The organism is Micromonospora sp. NPDC005215 (assembly GCF_040607915.1).
Classification (GTDB): Bacteria; Actinomycetota; Actinomycetes; order Mycobacteriales; family Micromonosporaceae; genus Micromonospora.
Genome location: NZ_JBEXHQ010000043.1, coordinates 1 through 18205 on the forward strand (window position 1 = coordinate 1; position 18205 = coordinate 18205).

The 18205-nt window shown below is 69.2% G+C and carries 21 protein-coding genes; 13 read left to right on the forward strand and 8 right to left on the reverse strand.

Annotation, left to right across the window (positions count from 1 at the left end; all coding sequences use genetic code 11):
* Nucleotides 1-270 precede the first annotated feature (270 nt).
* Together ABZU25_RS26260 and ABZU25_RS26265 are read left to right on the forward strand one after the other, a co-directional pair.
* Nucleotides 271-825, forward strand: a complete 555-nt coding sequence (locus ABZU25_RS26260) for a nucleotidyltransferase family protein (protein WP_355032031.1) — start codon at nucleotides 271-273, stop codon at nucleotides 823-825.
* A gap of 101 nt (nucleotides 826-926) precedes the next feature.
* Nucleotides 927-1316, forward strand: coding sequence for a hypothetical protein (locus tag ABZU25_RS26265; protein ID WP_355032032.1), 390 nt, complete (start codon nucleotides 927-929; stop codon nucleotides 1314-1316).
* Nucleotides 1317-1360: 44 nt separating this feature from the next.
* Here the strand turns inward: ABZU25_RS26265 and ABZU25_RS26270 are convergent, their stop codons facing one another.
* Nucleotides 1361-1681 carry a hypothetical protein gene (locus ABZU25_RS26270; protein ID WP_355032033.1) on the reverse strand — a complete coding sequence of 107 codons (321 nt, stop codon included), beginning with the start codon at nucleotides 1679-1681 and terminating at the stop codon, nucleotides 1361-1363.
* 46 nt (nucleotides 1682-1727) lie between these two features.
* The gene (locus tag ABZU25_RS26275) at nucleotides 1728-1931 is read right to left on the reverse strand and encodes a hypothetical protein (protein ID WP_355032034.1); all 204 of its coding nucleotides are present in this window, start codon (nucleotides 1929-1931) and stop codon (nucleotides 1728-1730) included.
* 293 nt (nucleotides 1932-2224) lie between these two features.
* On the opposite strand from ABZU25_RS26275, the gene ABZU25_RS26280 reads away from it, so the two are divergent.
* The 3 genes from ABZU25_RS26280 (at nucleotide 2225) to ABZU25_RS26290 (ending at nucleotide 5885) form a co-directional block, all read left to right on the forward strand.
* Nucleotides 2225-3676 carry a VCBS repeat-containing protein gene (locus tag ABZU25_RS26280; protein ID WP_355032035.1) on the forward strand — a complete coding sequence of 484 codons (1452 nt, stop codon included), beginning with the start codon at nucleotides 2225-2227 and terminating at the stop codon, nucleotides 3674-3676.
* 369 nt (nucleotides 3677-4045) lie between these two features.
* Nucleotides 4046-5296 (forward strand): S1 family peptidase, encoded by a 1251-nt coding sequence (locus ABZU25_RS26285; protein ID WP_355032036.1) that lies wholly within the window; start codon nucleotides 4046-4048, stop codon nucleotides 5294-5296.
* A 28-nt stretch (nucleotides 5297-5324) separates the two neighbouring features.
* The gene (locus tag ABZU25_RS26290) at nucleotides 5325-5885 is read left to right on the forward strand and encodes a hypothetical protein (RefSeq protein WP_355032037.1); all 561 of its coding nucleotides are present in this window, start codon (nucleotides 5325-5327) and stop codon (nucleotides 5883-5885) included.
* 147 nt (nucleotides 5886-6032) lie between these two features.
* Here the strand turns inward: ABZU25_RS26290 and ABZU25_RS26295 are convergent, their stop codons facing one another.
* Nucleotides 6033-6995: a DJ-1/PfpI family protein gene (locus ABZU25_RS26295; RefSeq protein ID WP_355032038.1), complete on the reverse strand. Its 963-nt coding sequence runs from the start codon at nucleotides 6993-6995 to the stop codon at nucleotides 6033-6035.
* 159 nt (nucleotides 6996-7154) lie between these two features.
* On the opposite strand from ABZU25_RS26295, the gene ABZU25_RS26300 reads away from it, so the two are divergent.
* Entirely contained in the window at nucleotides 7155-7793 is a 639-nt protein-coding gene (locus ABZU25_RS26300; RefSeq protein ID WP_355032039.1) for an HD domain-containing protein, read from the forward strand.
* A gap of 88 nt (nucleotides 7794-7881) precedes the next feature.
* Here the strand turns inward: ABZU25_RS26300 and ABZU25_RS26305 are convergent, their stop codons facing one another.
* The 4 genes from ABZU25_RS26305 to ABZU25_RS26320 form a co-directional block, all read right to left on the reverse strand.
* The gene (locus ABZU25_RS26305; RefSeq protein WP_355032040.1) at nucleotides 7882-9273 is read right to left on the reverse strand and encodes a hypothetical protein; all 1392 of its coding nucleotides are present in this window, start codon (nucleotides 9271-9273) and stop codon (nucleotides 7882-7884) included.
* Between the two features lie 491 nt (nucleotides 9274-9764).
* The gene (locus ABZU25_RS26310; RefSeq protein ID WP_355032041.1) at nucleotides 9765-10859 is read right to left on the reverse strand and encodes a serine hydrolase domain-containing protein; all 1095 of its coding nucleotides are present in this window, start codon (nucleotides 10857-10859) and stop codon (nucleotides 9765-9767) included.
* Between the two features lie 424 nt (nucleotides 10860-11283).
* Nucleotides 11284-11511: a ferredoxin gene (locus ABZU25_RS26315; RefSeq protein ID WP_355032042.1), complete on the reverse strand. Its 228-nt coding sequence runs from the start codon at nucleotides 11509-11511 to the stop codon at nucleotides 11284-11286.
* Nucleotides 11508-12737, reverse strand: a complete 1230-nt coding sequence (locus ABZU25_RS26320) for a cytochrome P450 (RefSeq protein ID WP_355032043.1) — start codon at nucleotides 12735-12737, stop codon at nucleotides 11508-11510. Before ABZU25_RS26320 ends, ABZU25_RS26315 begins: the two co-directional genes overlap by 4 nt.
* 908 nt (nucleotides 12738-13645) lie before the next feature.
* Here ABZU25_RS26320 and ABZU25_RS26325 point away from each other — a divergent pair.
* The 5 genes from ABZU25_RS26325 to ABZU25_RS26345 all read left to right on the forward strand — a co-directional run bounded on the left by ABZU25_RS26325 (nucleotide 13646) and on the right by ABZU25_RS26345 (nucleotide 15758).
* Nucleotides 13646-13792: an alcohol dehydrogenase catalytic domain-containing protein gene (locus ABZU25_RS26325; protein WP_355032044.1), complete on the forward strand. Its 147-nt coding sequence runs from the start codon at nucleotides 13646-13648 to the stop codon at nucleotides 13790-13792.
* Nucleotides 13759-14007 carry a hypothetical protein gene (locus ABZU25_RS26330; RefSeq protein WP_355032045.1) on the forward strand — a complete coding sequence of 83 codons (249 nt, stop codon included), beginning with the start codon at nucleotides 13759-13761 and terminating at the stop codon, nucleotides 14005-14007. Before ABZU25_RS26325 ends, ABZU25_RS26330 begins: the two co-directional genes overlap by 34 nt.
* A 65-nt stretch (nucleotides 14008-14072) precedes the next feature.
* Nucleotides 14073-15173, forward strand: coding sequence for a hypothetical protein (locus ABZU25_RS26335; RefSeq protein WP_355032046.1), 1101 nt, complete (start codon nucleotides 14073-14075; stop codon nucleotides 15171-15173).
* Between the two features lie 25 nt (nucleotides 15174-15198).
* Nucleotides 15199-15369, forward strand: a complete 171-nt coding sequence (locus ABZU25_RS26340; protein WP_355032047.1) for a hypothetical protein — start codon at nucleotides 15199-15201, stop codon at nucleotides 15367-15369.
* Between the two features lie 83 nt (nucleotides 15370-15452).
* Nucleotides 15453-15758, forward strand: a complete 306-nt coding sequence (locus ABZU25_RS26345) for a MerR family DNA-binding protein (RefSeq protein ID WP_355032048.1) — start codon at nucleotides 15453-15455, stop codon at nucleotides 15756-15758.
* A 165-nt stretch (nucleotides 15759-15923) separates the two neighbouring features.
* Here the strand turns inward: ABZU25_RS26345 and ABZU25_RS26350 are convergent, their stop codons facing one another.
* Nucleotides 15924-16154 (reverse strand): hypothetical protein, encoded by a 231-nt coding sequence (locus ABZU25_RS26350; protein ID WP_355032049.1) that lies wholly within the window; start codon nucleotides 16152-16154, stop codon nucleotides 15924-15926.
* Nucleotides 16155-16322: 168 nt separating this feature from the next.
* Between ABZU25_RS26350 and ABZU25_RS26355 the strand changes: the two genes are divergently transcribed.
* Complete coding sequence (locus tag ABZU25_RS26355) at nucleotides 16323-17549, forward strand: sensor domain-containing protein (RefSeq protein ID WP_355032050.1); 1227 nt, start codon at nucleotides 16323-16325, stop codon at nucleotides 17547-17549.
* Nucleotides 17537-18193, forward strand: coding sequence for a response regulator transcription factor (locus tag ABZU25_RS26360; protein ID WP_355032051.1), 657 nt, complete (start codon nucleotides 17537-17539; stop codon nucleotides 18191-18193). Before ABZU25_RS26355 ends, ABZU25_RS26360 begins: the two co-directional genes overlap by 13 nt.
* Nucleotides 18194-18205 lie beyond the last annotated feature (12 nt).

Genomic DNA, 18205 nt, shown 5'->3' on the forward strand with positions numbered 1-18205 from the left:
GCCCCACACCGCGGCTAGCGCGCTCCGGCGACGGACGCGGTGATCATTCGCTGCCGGGAGGGACCGGATCACACGAGGATCGGGCGGTCCGGGCCACCTGACTGGCCACGGTGTACGACAGCATCAGCACACTCGACGGTGTGGTCGCGCCGTCGGTCGACGAGCCGACGGCACGCTCGATGCGGCCTGAGCGGATATGCCGGACTTGACTCTGCTCTCAGCCCTCGCCTCGCGAGCGGTGTGCACGTCTGCTGGTTTAGGGTCCCAGAGATGGTCATGAGCGCGCAGGACGTTGTGGGCGTGATCGAGTCAGACCCGGGAGCAATGCGCGTCCTTCGGGCTGTGGCCGACCTTGGATTACCGGACTGGTGGATCGGTGCCGGCTTCGTTCGCAACCGCGTCTGGGACGCGATCAGCGGCCTCCCCGTCTCGCCGGAGCGCGACGTGGATGTCGCCTACTTCGACCCGGACAAGCTGGACCCGCGTGAGGACGCACGCGCCGAAGCCCACGCCATCGTGGCCCTACCTGAGGTGCCGTGGGAGATTCGAAATCAAGCACGGATGCATCTGCGCAATGGCGACGAGCCCTACATGTCCGCCCTGGACGCGATATCGCGCTGGCCCGAAACGGCGACGTGCGTCGCGGTGACTCTGCGGAATGACTCTGTTCGTCTGGTGTCCAGCCACGGTCTGACTGATCTTGTGGGAATGGTTGTTCGCCCGTCTCCGGCCATGGACAACGCGACGGGCCGCGCGACGGTACAGCGCCGCGTGGAGGTCAAGGGATGGCTTCACCGATGGGCCGGACTGCGGCTGGAGATCTAGCGCTCAGACAGCCCGCCAGGTCGGGCCGGGCGGCCCGATATTCGTACGTCCCGCCGGGGTACGTCCACTGGCGTGCCGCCTCAGAATGAGTTTCCGCCTGGGTGCCGGGTTTCGCGGACGAGAACATCCTGCAAGATCGGGACCTGGTCAGCGCCGACTCGCAAACCGTAGGCGGCCAGGTGCTGGTCGGCGTCCCGGTCGTTCCGAAATCAATGAGAGGTGCGGAAGTGCCCGACGGCCGTGACAGCGACATCATCACCAGGATCGGGCAGATCCTCATGTCGATTCTGCCCGACAACGCGGTAGCAATCACCGTCAACGGTGAAGCCGACGTTGACTACGCCAACGCGGCCCTCGAGCTCCGGCGCCCCGACGGTACGCGGCCGTCAGGTCGACGTGTCGGTAAAGATCGACGCGGATTCCCGAAACGTCGATCTCCGCGCCGAACTCCCACTGGAAGCCGATTGCCCGGCGTATCCGCCGCGCCGTGATCGACCCGACGACTCCCCGACCCTGCCCGCTCCGCAGGCGTCCGTCAGGTGGTGAGCGCGGAACAGGCCGTGGCGATCGCGGACGGCAGGCCGGTGTCACCGCAGTCGAGTCCCGCGTCGGCACTGCCGACGAACTGCCAGGCCCCGGTCACCTGCCGCAGGAAGAGCTGGGGCTCGGCGAGGACACTGTCGCCGGCCGGCCTGACGACCACCCGCGCGTAGCCGTTCCGGCAGCCCAGTACGGCAACCTTGGCCACGCTCAGCCCCGGCTCCTTGCCGTCCAGGGAGTCCTTCGCCGCGGCCGACAAGGTCGAGACAGCGCACGAGGCGTCTGCCGTCACCACTGCGGCGGGCCCGGTGGTCACCGGGCGGACCGGCGGGTTCGGTACGGGGTCCGTACCCTGCCTGGTCTCACCCGTCGTCGGCTGGGCAGCCGACGGCGGCCCGGACGGGGTCGGCGCGGACGTGGCGCTCGGGATGGGGGCCGTCGGCGTCGTCGTTGGCGCGCTTGTCGTTCCCGACGCGGTCGGGGGCGGCGAGGCGGCCGTCCGATCCGTACCGCTGCCGCAGCCGGCGCTGACCGCCACCGTCGTGACGACGACGGCCGTCGTCCAAGCGACTCTTCGCATTCCCATGTCCGCTCCTGGTGAGTATCGCCGACCGGCTCGGCCGGGTCGGCCGCTGGCTGGCCCGAAGGTAGACGGCCCACCGGAGCGAAACCTGGAACGAACCTTGACGAGCCTTTCAGCTTTTCGACCATCCCGGACTGCCACTGTGCTCGGGCCACCGTCGGTCCGGACGAGCGCCTGCCGTAGGCGCCGAATCGACGCACGCCACCCTGGCGCGAGTCACGACGGCGGCGGCTATGACCGCGCCCGGTCCCAGGGCGCCCACGGGAGGAGAACGGAATGAGTTTGTCCGACAGACGGTACGGGCCGCGAGGAGTGGCTCGCCTGGTCGCCAGCGCGATGACGCTGCTGGTCCTGGGGGCCGGCGCACTCACCGTCGTCGCCACACCGGCGCAGGCGTCCAGCATCAACGGCCCGATCACCCGGGACGAGATCCTGGACCGGGCGCAGAACTGGGTAGACCGAGGCCTCACGTACACCCAGGACCAGGGCGTCGCGGCCTCCGACGACGAAGGTTCCCACAAGTACCGCCGGGACTGTTCCGGACTGGTCTCCATGGTCTGGCACCTGAACAAGAAGTCGGACGGTTGGGACTACAACACCGACGACTTCCTCCGCGACGGCAACTCGATGTGGTTCACCCTGGGCAGCATCAACGAATTCCAGCCTGGTGACGCCATGGTCCGGGACGGTCACATGGAGCTCTTCGCCTTCTGGGCCAGTAGCAGTGACCACACCAAGGGCGCCTACGTCTACTCGTTCAACCAGACGGGCGAGACGGTGCGGAACCCCTACCGGAACAGCAACATGGGGAATCTGGGCAAGAACACGTGGACGGACCTCCAGAGCTTCCGACCGATTCGCCGCAGCGGTCTGACCGCGCCCACGCCTCCGCCGGCACCCCCGGCCTCCGGCGTCTCCGGTGACTTCAACGGCGACAACAAGGACGACATCCTCGCCCGCAGCGGCAGCACTGACGAACTGTTCCTCTACCCCGGCACCGGATCCTTCACGACCGACCGGATCCTCGGGTCATCGATCCGGGTGGGCACCGGCTGGGGGCAGTACGACCGCATCGTCAGCGGCGACTACAACAACGACGGCAAGTCCGACGTCATCGCCCGCAAGGCCGCCGACGGCACCCTGTGGGTGTACACCGGCACCGGATCGTTCACCACGGACCGGGTGTTGAACTACCCACCCGTACGTGTCGGCACCGGCTGGAACCAGTTCGATGCGATCTTCAGCGGTGACTTCAACCAGGACGGCAAGTCCGACGTCGTGGCTCGCCGGGCCGCGGACGAGGTCCTGGTGCTCTACCCCGGCACGGGAACGCTCGTGACCGACGCCGTCCTGGGGTCCTCGATCCGCGTCGGCGTGAGCTGGGGCCGCTTTGACGTGTTCACCAGCGGCGACTTCAACCAGGACGGCAAGTCCGACATCGTCGGCCGAGCAACCGACGGGGTGCTCTGGCTCTACCCGGGCACCGGTTCGTTCACCACCGACCACGTGGTCGAGCCGGCCATTCCGATCGGCTACGGGTGGAACAGCATGAACGCGCTGACCGCCGGCGACTTCAACCAGGACGGTAAGTCCGACGTCGTGAGTCGCAAGTCCAGCGACGACACCCTCTGGATGTATCCCGGGACGGGCTCGTTCACCTCCAACCGGGTCCTCTCGTCCCCGGGACGGGTGGGAACTGGCTGGGGCGGCTTCGACCGGATCAGCTGACACAGCACCTCGCACGCGGCCGGGCCCGTCATCGACGGGTCCGGCCTGTTCCACGAGCCCGCAGCGGCGCGCCCACGCCGACGTCGCTCGGGTGTCCGAACCAGCCGTTCACTGCATGGGACGCCGGGCAGCGAGCACGCAAGCCCACTGGACGGCGACGTACCCGTTGCCCGCGTTTTCCTCGGCTTCTCTGTCATCGTGGCGACCCAGCCCGATGAGGAGGGCGGTTGGTAAGCAAGCTGTCCGGCCGTGTCCAGTCGCGTCCAACATCTCACTCGCGGCCCCCACCCGATTGCGAGGATTGCCGTCCGGTCCGGGCCGTTCGGCTCCTGACCCAACCCACCAGTCCCCTCGTGATGGGAGCGGTGAATGTCAGAACGTGTTGTCAGCCACCCGCGTACGAAAAGACCGAGCCGCAGGTCCCTGCTCGCGATGGCACTCGCCGTCGTGGCGCCGATGGCCTTCCTCCCGACGGCCGCAGCTGCCGGACCGGTCGACCGGCCGTCCCAGCCCGGGGGCGCGGCGGACCTGCCCCGAACCGATGGCCGGGCAGCCCTGACCCCCACCGGCGGCGTCGCCAACAGTGCCCGGGCGGACGAGGCGGCGGACATGGCCGAGGCGATCGCCGAGCAGCGGGGCATCAGCCGCGATGCCGCCGAGAAGCTGATCAGTGCCGAGAACGCCCAGGTGCGACTCGCCAACCAGTTGACCATTGAGCTGGGTGCCAGCTCGGGCGGCGCGTACCTGTCCGACGGCGACCTCGTCGTCACTGTCACCGACGCCGCGGCCGCCAAGAAGGTGACCGACGCTGGCGCGAAGGCGCGCCTCGTCGCTCGTGGCGAACGGCAGCTCCAGACCATCCAGCGGGCGCTGGAGGCCGCGCCGAGTGACCCGAACACGACCTGGGGGGTGGACCCGGAGACCAACCAGGTGGTGGTGAGCCTGCCGGCGTCGGGGGCGAAGAACGCCGCGCAACGCTCGGCGGCGCGCAAGTTCGGCGCGGCGGTCCGGTTCGAGACCGCCGCCGGCCAGATCCAGCCGAACGTCGGGATCTCCAGCGCGGACGCGTTGGGCGGCTGCTCGGTCGGCTTCACCGCCACCGACTTCACCTTCAACTACATCATCACGGCCGGCCACTGCACCCAGGGCTTCCCGCACTGGACACTGCCGAACGGGCAGGACGTCGGGCCGTCGCTGGAGAGCAACTATCCGGAGGACGACTACGGCCTCATCTGGATGAACGGTCCGTCGGTCTGGGCGACCGGCGTCATCAACCTGTGGAACAACACAAGCCGGAGCATCCACGGTTGGGCGACGGCCGTGAGCGGGCTGTCGGTCTGCAACTCGGGCAAGACCACCGGATTCAGGTGCGGCTCCGTACTCAAGACCAACGTGACGGTCAACGGCGCGGGCGGCACCGTACGCCAGATGGTCGAGACCAACATCTGCACCCTCGGCGGCGACAGCGGAGGGCCGCTCTTCGCCACCAACACCGCGTACGGGCTGAACTCGCACGCCAACCGCAACGGCAGCCAGTGCAACTCCACGCCGCGAACCTGGCACCAGCCGGTGGGAGAGGCGATCAACGGATACCAGGTCGTCATCTACGGCGCGCCGTGACGAGCGGCGACGAGCGAGGGAGACAGGGATGAGAACCGCATTCACCAGAGCCGCACGCCTCACCGCCGCGGTCGTCATGGCGACGGCGGTGGCCCTGACCGTGGCCGTCGGCCCCGCTCAGGCGGACCTCTGGCAGCACACCGACGGGTTCGAGGGGGACCCGGCAGCGGTGTGGGAGTTCCACCGCTCCGGCGCCGGGAGCGGCGCCTTCGAGCTGGGCGTGGGAACAGCCCGGTCCGGCTCGAACAACGCCATTCTCACGACCTCTACCGGCGGCTGGTCCGGGGTGGGCAAGCTGCTCACCGTCCGGCCGCGTACCGCCGGGCACTCCACCACCTGCGGCGGAGGGTTCTTCGTCCGGGCGGTGAGCGGGCCGGCGGTGCTCAACGTCGAGGTGATCGACCCGGCGAGCTGGACCTACCTCGCGCTGCGCACCGTCCGCATCACCGACACCGTGTGGCGGCGGCATGACGTGGCCAGCTACGCGGACGGTCCGACCCAGGTGTTCATCCGGGTCTCCCTGCTCGGCGGCAGCGGTGCCGCGCGGGTGGACGACATGGCCTTCCAGTGCACCTACTTCCGCGCCTGAAGCAGCTTGACCACAGCGGGGCCGGCGCTCGTGGCGCCGGCCCCGCGACCGGTCCTAGGTCAAGCTCGCTGGTCCCGGACGCTCCCGAGCTGCTCCCCCCGGAATCGGATCACCGCCGTTGGTGCCCGCGAGATGGTGCTGGCGAGCTCAGCCGGTGGAGCGGAAGCGCCGCTGGTAGACCGAGGGCGGGACGCCGTAGGACGCGACGAACGCCCGCCGCAGCGTCTCGTCGCTGCCGAACCCGCTGCGCCGGGCGGCCTGCGTGACCGTGCCACCCTGTTCCAAGAAAGCGCGGGCGGCCTCGGTGCGGGCCATCTCGACGTACCGGCCCGGCGTGACACCGAACTCTTGCTGGAAGAGCCGCCGCAGGTGCCGCGGCGTGACAGTGGCGTCGCGCGCCATCGCCTCGATCGAGTACGCCCGCGCCGGATCGGCGGTCACCCGGTCGACGACCCGGCGCAGCCGCTGGTCACCGGTCGGCGGCAGCTCCTGCCGGACCGAAAACTGGGACTGCCCGCCGGGGCGTTGCATGAACACCACGAGTTCCCGGGCCACCTCGCGGGCCAGCTCGACGCCGTGGTCGGCCTGCACGAGGGCCAGCGCCAGGTCGATGCCGGCCGTCACTCCGGCGCTGGTGGAGAGGCGTCCGCTGGTCACGTAGATGGCGTCGGGTCGCACCTCAACCTCGGGGAACTCGGCCCGCAGCCGCGCCGCGTGCCGCCAGTGCGTGGTGGCCGGGTGCCCGTCCAGCCAGCCGGTGCGGGCCAGGACGAACGCGCCGGTGCAGACGGCGGCGAGGCGCGTGGCGGGTCGTACCAGCCGGCCCAGCCTGGCCCGGACGTCGGCCGGATCGGGCAGGGCGGAGAGATCGTCCGCGCCGGTGAGCACGAGGGTGTCCACGGGGCCAGCCTCGTCGAGGGTGGCGTCGGCAATCAGCCGCACCCCGGACGACGTACGGGCCTGCGCCGACCGCCACCCCAGCAGCCGCACCGAGTAGTCCGCGCCGTGCCTGCTCGCCGCCGCGAACACGTCGACCGGCCCGGACACGTCGAGCAACTGCACCCCGTCGAACACCACCACTCCGACCCGGTGCGCAGTGGTCGCGGCCATCGCGTGGCTCCTTTTCCCGGCCCGCCGCGCGGCGGTGCCGACGATGTCCGTATCTGTGGGTCAGGTGTCCTTAGGGACATGGCCCGGTGGAGTCTACCCCCGGAGCATTCGGGGAAGGCCGCGCGTCACCAGCGCGATCACGTACCGGAGGAGCACACGATGACCGAGAGCATCGCCGGGATCAGCATCCCGCAGACCCCCCTCGTCGCCGCCGCGACCGACCTCGTCCGGCAGGGCACCGACGACCTGCTCTACCACCACTCGCGCCGGGTGTTCCTTTTCGGCGCGCTTCAGGGCGAGAGACGCGGCCTCGCTCCCGACCTGGAACTGCTCTACGTGGGCGCGATGTTCCACGACCTCGGCCTGACCGGGCCGTACCGAAGCAGTGACCTGCGTTTCGAGGTCGACGGCGCACGAGCGGCGGAGCGGTTCCTGCTCGACCACGGACGCTCCCCCGCCGAGGCGCACAAGGTCTGGCTGGCCATCGCGCTGCACACCACGCCCGGCGTGCCCGAACACCTGGACCCGGAGATCGCCCTGGTGACCGCCGGTGTGGAGACCGACGTCCTGGGCATCGGATACCGCGATCTCGACCCGGTGCGGATCGCCGAGGTGACCGCCGCCCACCCACGCCCCAACTTCAAGCGCCAGATCCTGGCCGCGTTCACCAAGGGCGTCGCCCACCGACCGCAGACCACGTTCGGCACCGTGAACGCGGACGTCCTGGCGCACTACGACCCGACCTTCGTCCGGGGCGACTTCGTCCAGGTCATTCTGGACAACGACTGGCCGGAGTAGGGCGTACGTACCCGCCGCCGGTTCGGCGTTTCCCACGCCTTTCCCCACGCCGCGCGACGTGGGGAAAGACCGGATCACCTGGGTGGGATCAGGTAGTGGGGCGGCACAGCGAGTTCACGTTGGCGCTACAGTCGCTCAGTTGCAGTGTGTCCACGTGCATGGTCAGGGTCGCCGGTTGCGAACCACCGGCAGGCGCCACCACGGAGATCTGCACGGTGGCCGCGTTCGACGGTGCGACCGCTTGGTGGGACCACTCCAACCAGTTCGACGTCAGGCCAAACGAGCTGCTTGTCGAAGTGGACAGCAACGTGCCGCCGGAGTTGTACCACCGCATGCGCAGCGCGGCGGTGCCGGAGTCAGCGCGTAGCCGGACGAAGAACTTGTAGTTGTGCCCGACCGTCACCGACGGCTTACGGCTCACCACGACCGACTTCTCCGCGGACTGCGGCGAGCTTACGAACTGCAGCGAGCGACGGTTGTCAAAGTAGCGGGCGGAAACGCCGGTGTACGAGCCCTGCGGCGTCACCGAGATGGCGGCCCCGGAGCCGGAGGTGGTGAACCCGGTGGGGTTCGACGTGCCCGGCGTCTGTGCCTCGATGGTCCGCTCCTGCGCGGTCAGCAGGTCGTTGTTGGCACCGACGTCGCAGCACACCGGCGAGGTGAGCAGCGGGTGAACCGCCGCGTTGTCCGTCATCGTCGACGGATAATTGTCCACATAGAACGCCGCGCTGGTCTCGCTCGGGTCGTAGTTCTGGCGGTAGCCCAGATCAAAGGCCCACCAGTCGCCAAAGCACATCGTGATGTCGGGGCAGTATTGCTCGGCCTGCCAGTTACCGTTGGAGTCCTGCCAGACGTGCTCGGACATGTAGGCGTGGCCGGCGCCGAGCAGGTGCGTCACCTCGTGCCCGACGACTCCACTGTCCCACGCCTCAACGACGGAGATACAGCCGCCACCTCCACTGGTCTGGCACCAGTATGCCGAGTTGGATGGCGCGGCGAACTCCGTCAGGACCACGTACCAGCGGTTGCTGTCGTCGTACCCCTTGGCCGTCAGCTCGTTCGCGATCGACCAGAAGTCGGTGATCGTAGTGTCGATCTTCTCCGGCGTCACCACCGCCTGCGCGTACTGGTTGTACGTGCTGGTGGTCGTCGATCTGCAGCTGAACTTCACGTGCTGGTCGTAGTTGCTCGCCTGGTCGAGCAGCCAGTCAACGCGGTCCATGACACGGGCGGCGTTCTCGACGTTGGCCGCGTACTGGTTGCCGGTGGCGTCATTCCACGCGTAGATCACCTGCAGCGCCGCCGGACTGCTGACCGGCGGATTCTTCGGGTCGGTGGCGGTCGTGTCGCACCCAGCCCTGGGCAGGCTGGTGTTGTTCGGCTGAGCGTAGGGCAGGGTCGGCTCGCTGCCGAGGTTGGCGGCATAGACCGGCTGCCCGGACGACACCATCACCACCATGCTCACGAGTAGGGAGGCCAATCCCAGACGGTAACCGCGCCGAAGCAGGCGTCCGTTGCCAAACATGCGCATTCCCCCTTCCGTAGGGCTCTGCTGTGGCGTGCCGTCAGGTATCGACCCGCCGGATGCAGCAGACCCGATCAACCACATTGATCGCTATGTGTTGATGCCAACACTCTTCGTCACGACCAACAGCGGCATCTCGTGCTGAGATGGAACTGTCGGCGTTCCACACCGCACCGTGCGACCTGAGAGCGCGATTCTCATTGCTGTCAGTCGGGTGTGGTGAAGGTGAGGCGGTGTTGGCGGGTGGCGGGTCTGCCTCGGGTGAGGCGGCACAGAGGTCAGGCGGTCTGCCGACGCGTGTAACGGCTCGGTTCGGCTGGCCCGGATGCCGTACTTCGCTGCTGTACTGCTGGCTTCGACAGCTCGGCCTCAACCCTGAGTGCGTGGTGGGGACGGCTTCCCCCGGTTGCCCGGAGGGAAGTCGTCCCGTTGGAGGATGACGACCGTCAGCCGCAGATCGCCTTGTCCACGAACGCTTCGGCCGCGTCGTCGATGTCACCGTCGAAGTTGGGCGTCACCGCGACCGTCACCTGGCGGTGCCCGTCCTGGGTGGAGAAGGAGTAGGCCTGGTAGGCCAGGGCATCGCCGTCGTTGCCGTACACGCGGACTCCGCACGGTGTGTCCCGCCAGGCCAGCCCGAGACCGTACCTGCGGCTCTCGACACCCGGTGTCCTCATCTCGTCGAGCAGGTGCCCCGGTAGGAGGCGCCCACTGAGCAGTACGGCGAAGAACCGGTTGAGATCCTTCGTGGTGGAGATCATTTCGCCAGCGGCGCCGAACACCGACGGATTCATCTGCGTGTAGTCGATGAGCTGCCACCCGCCGTTCTGCTGCCTGATCGGCACGTACCCGTGGGGATGGGGTCCGCGAATCCGCGTCGACGTCCCCGGCAGCCAGGTGTCGTCCAACCGCAACGGCCGGATCACCCGGTGCTCGATCTGCTTGGCGTACGACGTGCCAGTCGCCTTCTCGACGATCTGGCCCAGGAGGGTGTAGCCGGTGTTCGAGTAGGAGAAGGCTGAACCAGGTTCTTCGAACACCGGCGGGTTGGCCAGCGCCCGCGCGACAAGCTCGTCCGCGGTCCAGGTCCGCCACCGGTTGTCCAGGAACGCCGGGTCCGGCGGCAGCGGCAGCGTGGGTATCACGTCGTACAACCCGCTGGTGTGGTTGAGCAGCTGCCGCACTGTGATGTGGTGACCGTTCGGGACGACTCCCGGCAGCCACGACTCGACAGTGTCCTCCAGCCGTAACTCACCCTCGTCGACCAGCTGCAGAACGACGGTGGCGAGGAACGTCTTCGTGATGCTGCCAACCCGGAACCGGCCGTTGACCGGGACCGCCCGCGTCCTGCCGTCCTCGGCGACGCCGCTGGTGCCCCGCCACACGCCATGCTCGTTACGCACCTGCGCCAGTGCGCCGATCGCGCCGGCGGCCACGACCTCGTCGAGCCCACTCTGCAGCCCGGCGCGATCCGCGTCCTGCGGAGCGGCAGTAGCGGCGGCCGGCGCCGCCATCACCGCCACTGCTGTCGTCGCAGTCACCAGCGCTCGAAGCATGTGCTTCATCCGACCCCCCCACGATCAGTTTCTCAAGGCCCAAGCCTGATGGACCGGGAGCGGCATTCCTATGGGGGGCCACCCTGGCTTCGCCCCGAAGGCCGGTACGGGGTCAACCCTTCCGGGTCCAACCGCTCGAAGCGCCATCGGCGCGCCGCGAACGGCATCGGCTTCCAGCTCACCGACGCCCGCCCCGGCAACGATCGAGGTGACCTGCATGGCGGTGCCGAGGTGGCGGAACACGATGAACACCGACACGAGCGTCGGCGCTCGTCGACCATGACGGTGGCGGCGTACCATTTGGCGTCGTCGACGCTCCGCCGCGGCAGAGCGACCGCCTCGTCGCTGATCTGCCAAGCTTCCGCACGTGCCCAGCTCGTGGGCGCAGACGGCCGGGCTCGATTTCGGGTCATTCCTCCGGCGCGATCAGCCGGTCGTCGGTGGCGTCGCGGACCGTGATCGCCTCCACCGGGCACGAGTCGGCGGCGTCGAGGATGACCTCGGCCGGGGCGACGACGTCGGCCAGCGGCGCGGACAGGCCGTCGACCAGGCGGAAGTGCTCGGGCGCGGTACCGGCGCAGATGCTCGTGCCGATGCAGCGGCGCGAGTCCACCCCGATCCGCCACGCGGTACTCACCAGGCCACCGGCATGCCGAGCAGGCCCCGCACCAACATGCCGCGCTTCCACTCCAGCTCGGCTTCCGGTACGGCGAGCCGCAACCCGGGCAGGCGAGTCACGAGGGTGGCGACGGCGACCTGCAACTCCATGCGGGCCAGTTGCGCGCCGACGCAGTGGTGTACGCCGTGCCCGAAGCCCAGGTGCGGGTTCTGCTCGCGGTCGAGATCCAGCCGGTCCGGGTCGGCGAAGACGGTACCGTCCCGATTCGCCGACGACAGTGAGCCGAGGACAGGTTCACCTGCCCGGACCAGCACCCCGCCGACCTCGACGTCCTCCTTGGCGTACCTGGCGAAGGAGGAACCGACGCCGAGCGGCACGTACCGCAACAGTTCCTCGACCGCGACCGGCACCAGCGACGGGTCGGCCCGCAGCCGAGCGAGCTGGTCCGGATTGTGCAGCAGGACGTAGACGAAGTTGGGGATCTGGGTCACCGTGGTCTCGTGGCCGGCCGCGAGCAGCCCTCCGGCCAGCTCCACCAGCTCGGTCTCGCTGAGCCGATCCTGATTCTCGTCGCGGGCCCGCACCAACGCGCCGAGCAGGTCGTCGATCCCCGGCTCGCGGCGGCGCTCGGCGACCAAATCACCGATGTAGCCCCAGAGATTGTTCAGGTACTCCTGGATCATCTCCAGGGGCAGTGAGGTGGTCGAGACGATCGCCTCGGACCAGATGTGGAAGCGGTCGCGGTCGGCGTACGGGACCCCGAGCAGCTCGCAGATCACCTGGATCGGCAGCGGCGTGGCGACGTGCTCCACCAGGTCGGCCGGAGGACCGAGCCGGAACATGTTGTCGACCAGTGCGTCGGCGATCTCCTGGGTTCGGGGGCGCAGCGCCTCTACCCGACGTGCCGTGAACGCCTTCGCCACCAGCCGGCGCAGCCGAGTGTGATCGGGCGGGTCCATGGTCAGCATGCCGCTGTACTGCTGGCGCGGGGTGAGCCTGGGCTCGTCGCGCTGGAGGGCCGGGGCGCGGCCGAACCGCACGTCGCCGAGGACCGTACGGACGTCCTCGTACCGGGTGGCGAGCCACGCCTCCTCGCCGTAGGGGAGCTTCACCCGGGTCATCGGCTCGTTCTCGCGCAGCTCGCCATAGGTCGGATCGACGACGAGGCGGTCGGGCACACTGAACGGGTACGGTCGCGCGGGCGGAACGGTGCGGCCCTCGGTGGTCTGCGCGCTCTCCGTCATCCGGATTCCCTTCGTCGAGACGGCGTGATCCGCAGGCCGGCACCACGTTCCTAGCGACGCCGGATTGCCAACGTCCAGGGCTTGCGGACAGCACGCATTGACGCTAAGTAATCTGTCGGTATCGGATCGTAGCGGGAGACGTCGATGATCGCCATGAAGGCTGGTCCGCGTCCGTACTCGACAACGTTCTCGTGGCGAACCGCTTGCGCGTCCTCGACGACCAGCCATTCCCCCGCGTCGGTCGTCGCGACGTCGACCAGTCGGAAACCTCGTCGGCAACGCGCCTCGGCCGCAGCGACGTAGCGCAGGTCGCAGTGGCTGGCGAACTCGTCCTCGCCGTCGTCGGTGGCATGCGCAGCCCACGGCGGCAGCAGTGTCTCAGCACGGCCTACTTCACGATCGACGTGGCGGCCATGGCTGCGCCCGGACCGCGCGTACAGTGCGCCGCTCGTTCTGCCGCACCCACGGATGGGCGGCGATCGCGCAGCACGTCGCGGACGAACAGTCGTGGCCGGCCGAGATCGGCCCGATCCGCAGCCCGGCGTCGTGAGACTCCTCCATCCGCTGATCTCGCCGAAAACCTCTCGGGCTTCATCGGTCGGTGCGCCAGGCCGTGAGGTGCTCCTGGTTCCAGCTACGCCCTCCTCGGCATCCAGGGGTGGCGCAAACCGCCCTTAAGGGTCGGAACGGTCTGCGAGGATGTGAGCGCCGGAAATGGCCATGGCTCAGCAGTGAGTGGATTCTTCACGAGGGAAGCGGATGAAGGCTGTCGTGTACGAGGAACCGAGGACTGTCAGCGTCAAGGACGTTCCGGACGCGAGAATCGAGAGACCGACGGATGCGCTGATCCGGATTACCACGACGAACATCTGCGGCTCCGACCTGACATGTACGACGGACGCACGGACATGGAGCCCGCTCGGGTGCTCGGGCACGAGAACATGGGTGAGGTGATCCAGATCGGCCAAGGGGTCGATCTGGTCAAGGTGGGCGACATGGTGTGCCTGCCGTTCAACGTCTCGTGCGGGTTCTGCGCCAACTGCAACCAGGTTTGACCGCGTTCTGCCTGGTGGCCAACCCGGCGGCCGGCATGGCCGGCGCGGCCTACAACCGGCAGCTGATGAACCTCATCGCGTCACACAGGGCCGACCCCTCGTTCCTGGTATCCCATGAACTCACGCTGGACGAGGCACCAACGGGGTACCAGAACTTCGATGCCCGCAACGACGGCTGGACCAAGGTTCTGCTGCACCCCGACGGTCGACGCTAGACCCGCCACAGCCGGCATTGGTGACGATGGACGGCGACGGGCCCGGCTAGCGGTGAGGAGCACCGATGACCGACAGCGAACGGAACCGTCCGGAGATCGTCGTCGGACTGGTGGCGACCCCGCCGGACCACCCGGCCCGGGTGGCCGCTCGACTCACCGCCGAGCTGGCCGGCCAGCTAGCCGAGCGGGTGGACGCGGACGTGCGGTGGACCATCCGGGAAGGCTGGGGTGAGGTGGCGCCGCGCCGTGACGGTGGCGTTGAGGCGCTGCTCGAGGATCTTGCCCAACGGCGTGCCGACGACCAGTGGGACGTCGCGATCTGTCTGACCGACCTGCCGCTGCACGCCGAACGGGTGCCGCTGGTCGCGCAGACCTCGGCTCGGCGTGCAGTGGCGATGGTGTCCCTACCCGCGCTGGGACTGCCTCAGCTGCGAGCGGCCCGCGCGGTCGTTCCGGATCTGGTGAGCCGACTGCTCACCGACGCTTCCGACCAGCGGGTGCCGCCGGCAGGCTGGACACCGGCCGAGATCACAAGCCGTGTTTCCGCCATCCACCGGGTGGTCGACGAGGCCGACGGGGAACTGGGCTACGTCGCCTCGCGGCTGATCGGCCGGTTGCGGCTGTTGATCGGAATGGTCCGCGCCAACCGCCCGGGGCGCGCCCTGCTGGGCCTGTCCAAGCTGCTCGTCGGCGCGTTCGGCACGGCCGCGTTCGCGCTCACCACGGACACCATCTGGCAGATGGGCGATGCGCTCGGAGGACTCAGGCTCGCCGTGATCATGGTGCTCGGGCTGACCGCTTTGGTGGCCTGGCTGATCGTCGCCCACGACCTGTGGGAGAAGCCAGACCGGGAGACGCCGGCTGAGCTGGCCCGGCTGTTCAACCTGGGTACGATCCTCACCCTCACTCTGGCCACGGCAGTGTCCTACCTGGTGCTGTTTGCTGGGACGGTGCTCGTCGGGGCGCTGCTGATCGACACATCCGTGCTGGAACAGATCTTGCAGCGTCCGGTCGATCTCACCGACTACCTGACGCTCGCCTGGATCACCAGTTCGCTGGCCACCGTCGGCGGCGCGATCGGCTCCGGGCTGGAGAACGAGGAAACGGTACGGGCCGCCGCTTACGGCTACCATCCCGAACCGGGCGGCGGGCCGCCAGGAAGGTGACCCAACGCGGGCGGCCGAGATCATCGTGTCCCTCGCACACAGCAACGAGGTGCCGCTGCGCCTACCGCTCGGGCGCGAAGCGGTCGAGCGGATCTCGGGCGTGTACCGGCGTGCTCTGGACGAGGTCGAGCGGTGGGCCGAGACTGCCCGCAGCGCCGACTTCGACGGCGTCCCGGCGTCGGTCCGGCCGATCTAGGGTGATGTCATGGCCACCGACGATCTGATGACCAGGGCCCTGGAAATGGTTGGGGATGACGGCCCGCTGTCGGTCGAGTCGAGGTGGCCCGCGACCGCTACGGTCATCGCGTCTACCACGCCGAAGCGGTGCGGCGCCTGGTGTTCCTCACCAGGATGCGGCTGTCCGGGATGCCGATGCGCGACCTACAGCACTACATTTCGCTCGTGGACGCCGGGCAGGACACGGTGCCCGAGCGGCTCGACATGCTGCTTGAACATCGCGACATCATCCGTCGCCGGATTCGTGAGCTGACCCTCTCGCTGGCGGCGACCGAGTACAAGATCGCCACGTATGGCGGCTCGACCGGACCAGACGTTGCGGCCCTCGACACCGCAACCGAACTGTAGGGCCGGGCCCGGCGATCGGTCGGACTGTCTCCGTCAGCCCGTGCGGCGAGCTCGGCAACGCGTTCTGGATAGCGGAGTGGGGCTACCCCGACATCACTGGTTGAACGACGACCTGAGCGGGGGGGCGACGGTAATCGAGCGTGACGGTGGGTGAGCCTTGTGTCCCTACGACTCCCGCACGCGGTTACGGCGGTGGTGCACGATCAGCGCGACCGCGCAGAGCACCGCCACCAGGCCGAACGCCGAGCTGATCCACTGGTTGTCCGCCGCGGTCGACAGCACCACGTTGGCCGCCGCGCTGACGAAGAGCACCAGCCACAGCAGCGGGCGGAGCAGGCCGCCGGGCTTCTCCGGTGCGGCGACCGGGGCCTCGGTGATGCGGTACGGATCGGTCATGACTGCCTCCTTCGGCGAACGTTCCTCGACGCCGTCAACGCTAGGCGGGCGGCGCGGCGGGGACGATCCCGCCAGCTCGACGACAGTGGTACAGCAGGCTGTACCTTCCGCGCCGGGCGTTGCCGGGCGGGGCGCGGGGTGGCCTATGTTGGCGGGGGAGGTGGGTCGATGGCGTACGTGCGGGGCCGGGTTCGTGCCTCGGTCGACGCCCTGGAGCACCTCGTCGGAGGGCTGGGCACCGCCACGCTGGCGCTGGGCGCGCTGCTCTGGGCGGCGATCGTGGCGGTGGCCTGCCTGGGCGGGGTGGGGCTGCTGGCGGTACCCGGTGCGTTGCGGGCGGTGCGTTCGGTGGCCGACCGCGAGCGCGCCCGGCTGTCCCGTTGGGGCGTGCCGATCCCCACCCCGGGGCCGGTGCCGGCCGGGTTGCGGACGGCGGCGCGCGATCCGTTCGTGCGCCGGGAGCTCGGCTGGGTCGCGCTGTACTCGCTCATCGGCCTGGTGACCGGGCTGGTCGGCATCGCGCTGCCAATCTATGCCGTGCAGGACGTCACATTCCCGCTGTGGTACCGGCTGATCCCTGCCGACGCCGGCGCGCCGACGATCGTCTGGTGGCGCATCGACGGATTGTCCGAGGCACTCGCGGTCGGGTTGCTCGGGGTGGGCTGGCTGGCCGCCGCGATCTGGTTCACCCCGGTCCTGTCCCGTCTCCAGGCATGGCCGGGCCGGCGGCTGCTGCCTCCACCGCCGGGTGTCGACCTGTCGCTGCGGGTGGCCGAGCTGACCGCCACCCGCGCTGCGGCGCTGGACGCCCACGCTGTCGAACTGCGCCGGATCGAGCGGTCGCTGCACGACGGCACCCAGAACCGGTTGGTCGCGGTCAACGTGTTGCTGGGGGCCGCGCGGCGGGCCCTGCGCCGCAATCCGGACCGCGCCGACGAAATCCTCGGAAAGGCGCAGGACGCTGCGGAACAGGCACTCGGCGAGCTGCGTACGGTGGTGCGCGGGATCCTGCCGCCCGTGCTGGACGACCGGGGTCTCGCCGGCGCGCTGGCGGGCCTGGCCGGCAGCAGCGTGGTGCCCTGCCGACTTGAGGTGGACGTGGCTGTGCGGTGTGCGGCCTCGGTCGAGGCCACCGCGTACTTCGTGGTGGCCGAGGCGCTGACCAACGTCGTTCGGCACAGCGGTGCGAGCCAGGTGGACGTGGCCGTGCGCCGCGAGCGCGGCCGGCTGCTGGTGAGCATTGAGGACGACGGGCACGGCGACGCGGACGAGACGCGGGGCTCCGGTCTCACCGGTATCCGGCGGCGGGTCGCAGCGTACGACGGCCGGATGACACTGACGAGCCCACGCGGAGGGCCGACGAGAATGGACGTGGAGCTGCCATGCGGATCGTGATCGCCGAGGACGACCCGCTGCTGCGTGAGGGGTTGGCGCTGCTGCTGCGGGCGGAGGATCTGGACGTGGTCGCCACGGCCGGCACTCCGGGCGAGTTCCTGGTCGCCGTCGACGAACACGCGCCGGACGTCGCGATCGTGGACGTACGGATGCCGCCGACCCACACCGACGAGGGCATCGTGGCCGCGGTGGAGGCGCGGCGGCGCCGCCCCGGCCTCGCGGTGCTGGTCCTGTCGGCGTACGTGGAGCAGGCGTTCGCCACCGACCTGTTCTCGGTCGGCGCCGTCGGGCTGGGTTATCTGTTGAAGGAGCGGGTGGGCCGGGTCGAGGAGTTCCTTGCCGCGCTGCACCGCGTCGCGGACGGCGGCAGTGTGATCGACCCGGAGGTGGTGGCGCAGTTGCTCGCCCGCAACCGCCGGACGGACACGGCGCTGAGCGAGCTGTCGCCGCGAGAGCGTGAGGTGCTGGGGCTGATGGCCGAAGGGCTTGGCAACAGCGCGATCGCCGAGCGGCTGTTCGTCACCGACGGCGCGGTGCACAAGCACATCCGCAGCATCTTCTCGAAGCTTCAGCTTGCACCGGACGACAGTGCCGACCGCCGGGTCACCGCGGTGCTGCGCTACCTGAACGGCGATCGGCGGTAGCGCCTGCTGTAC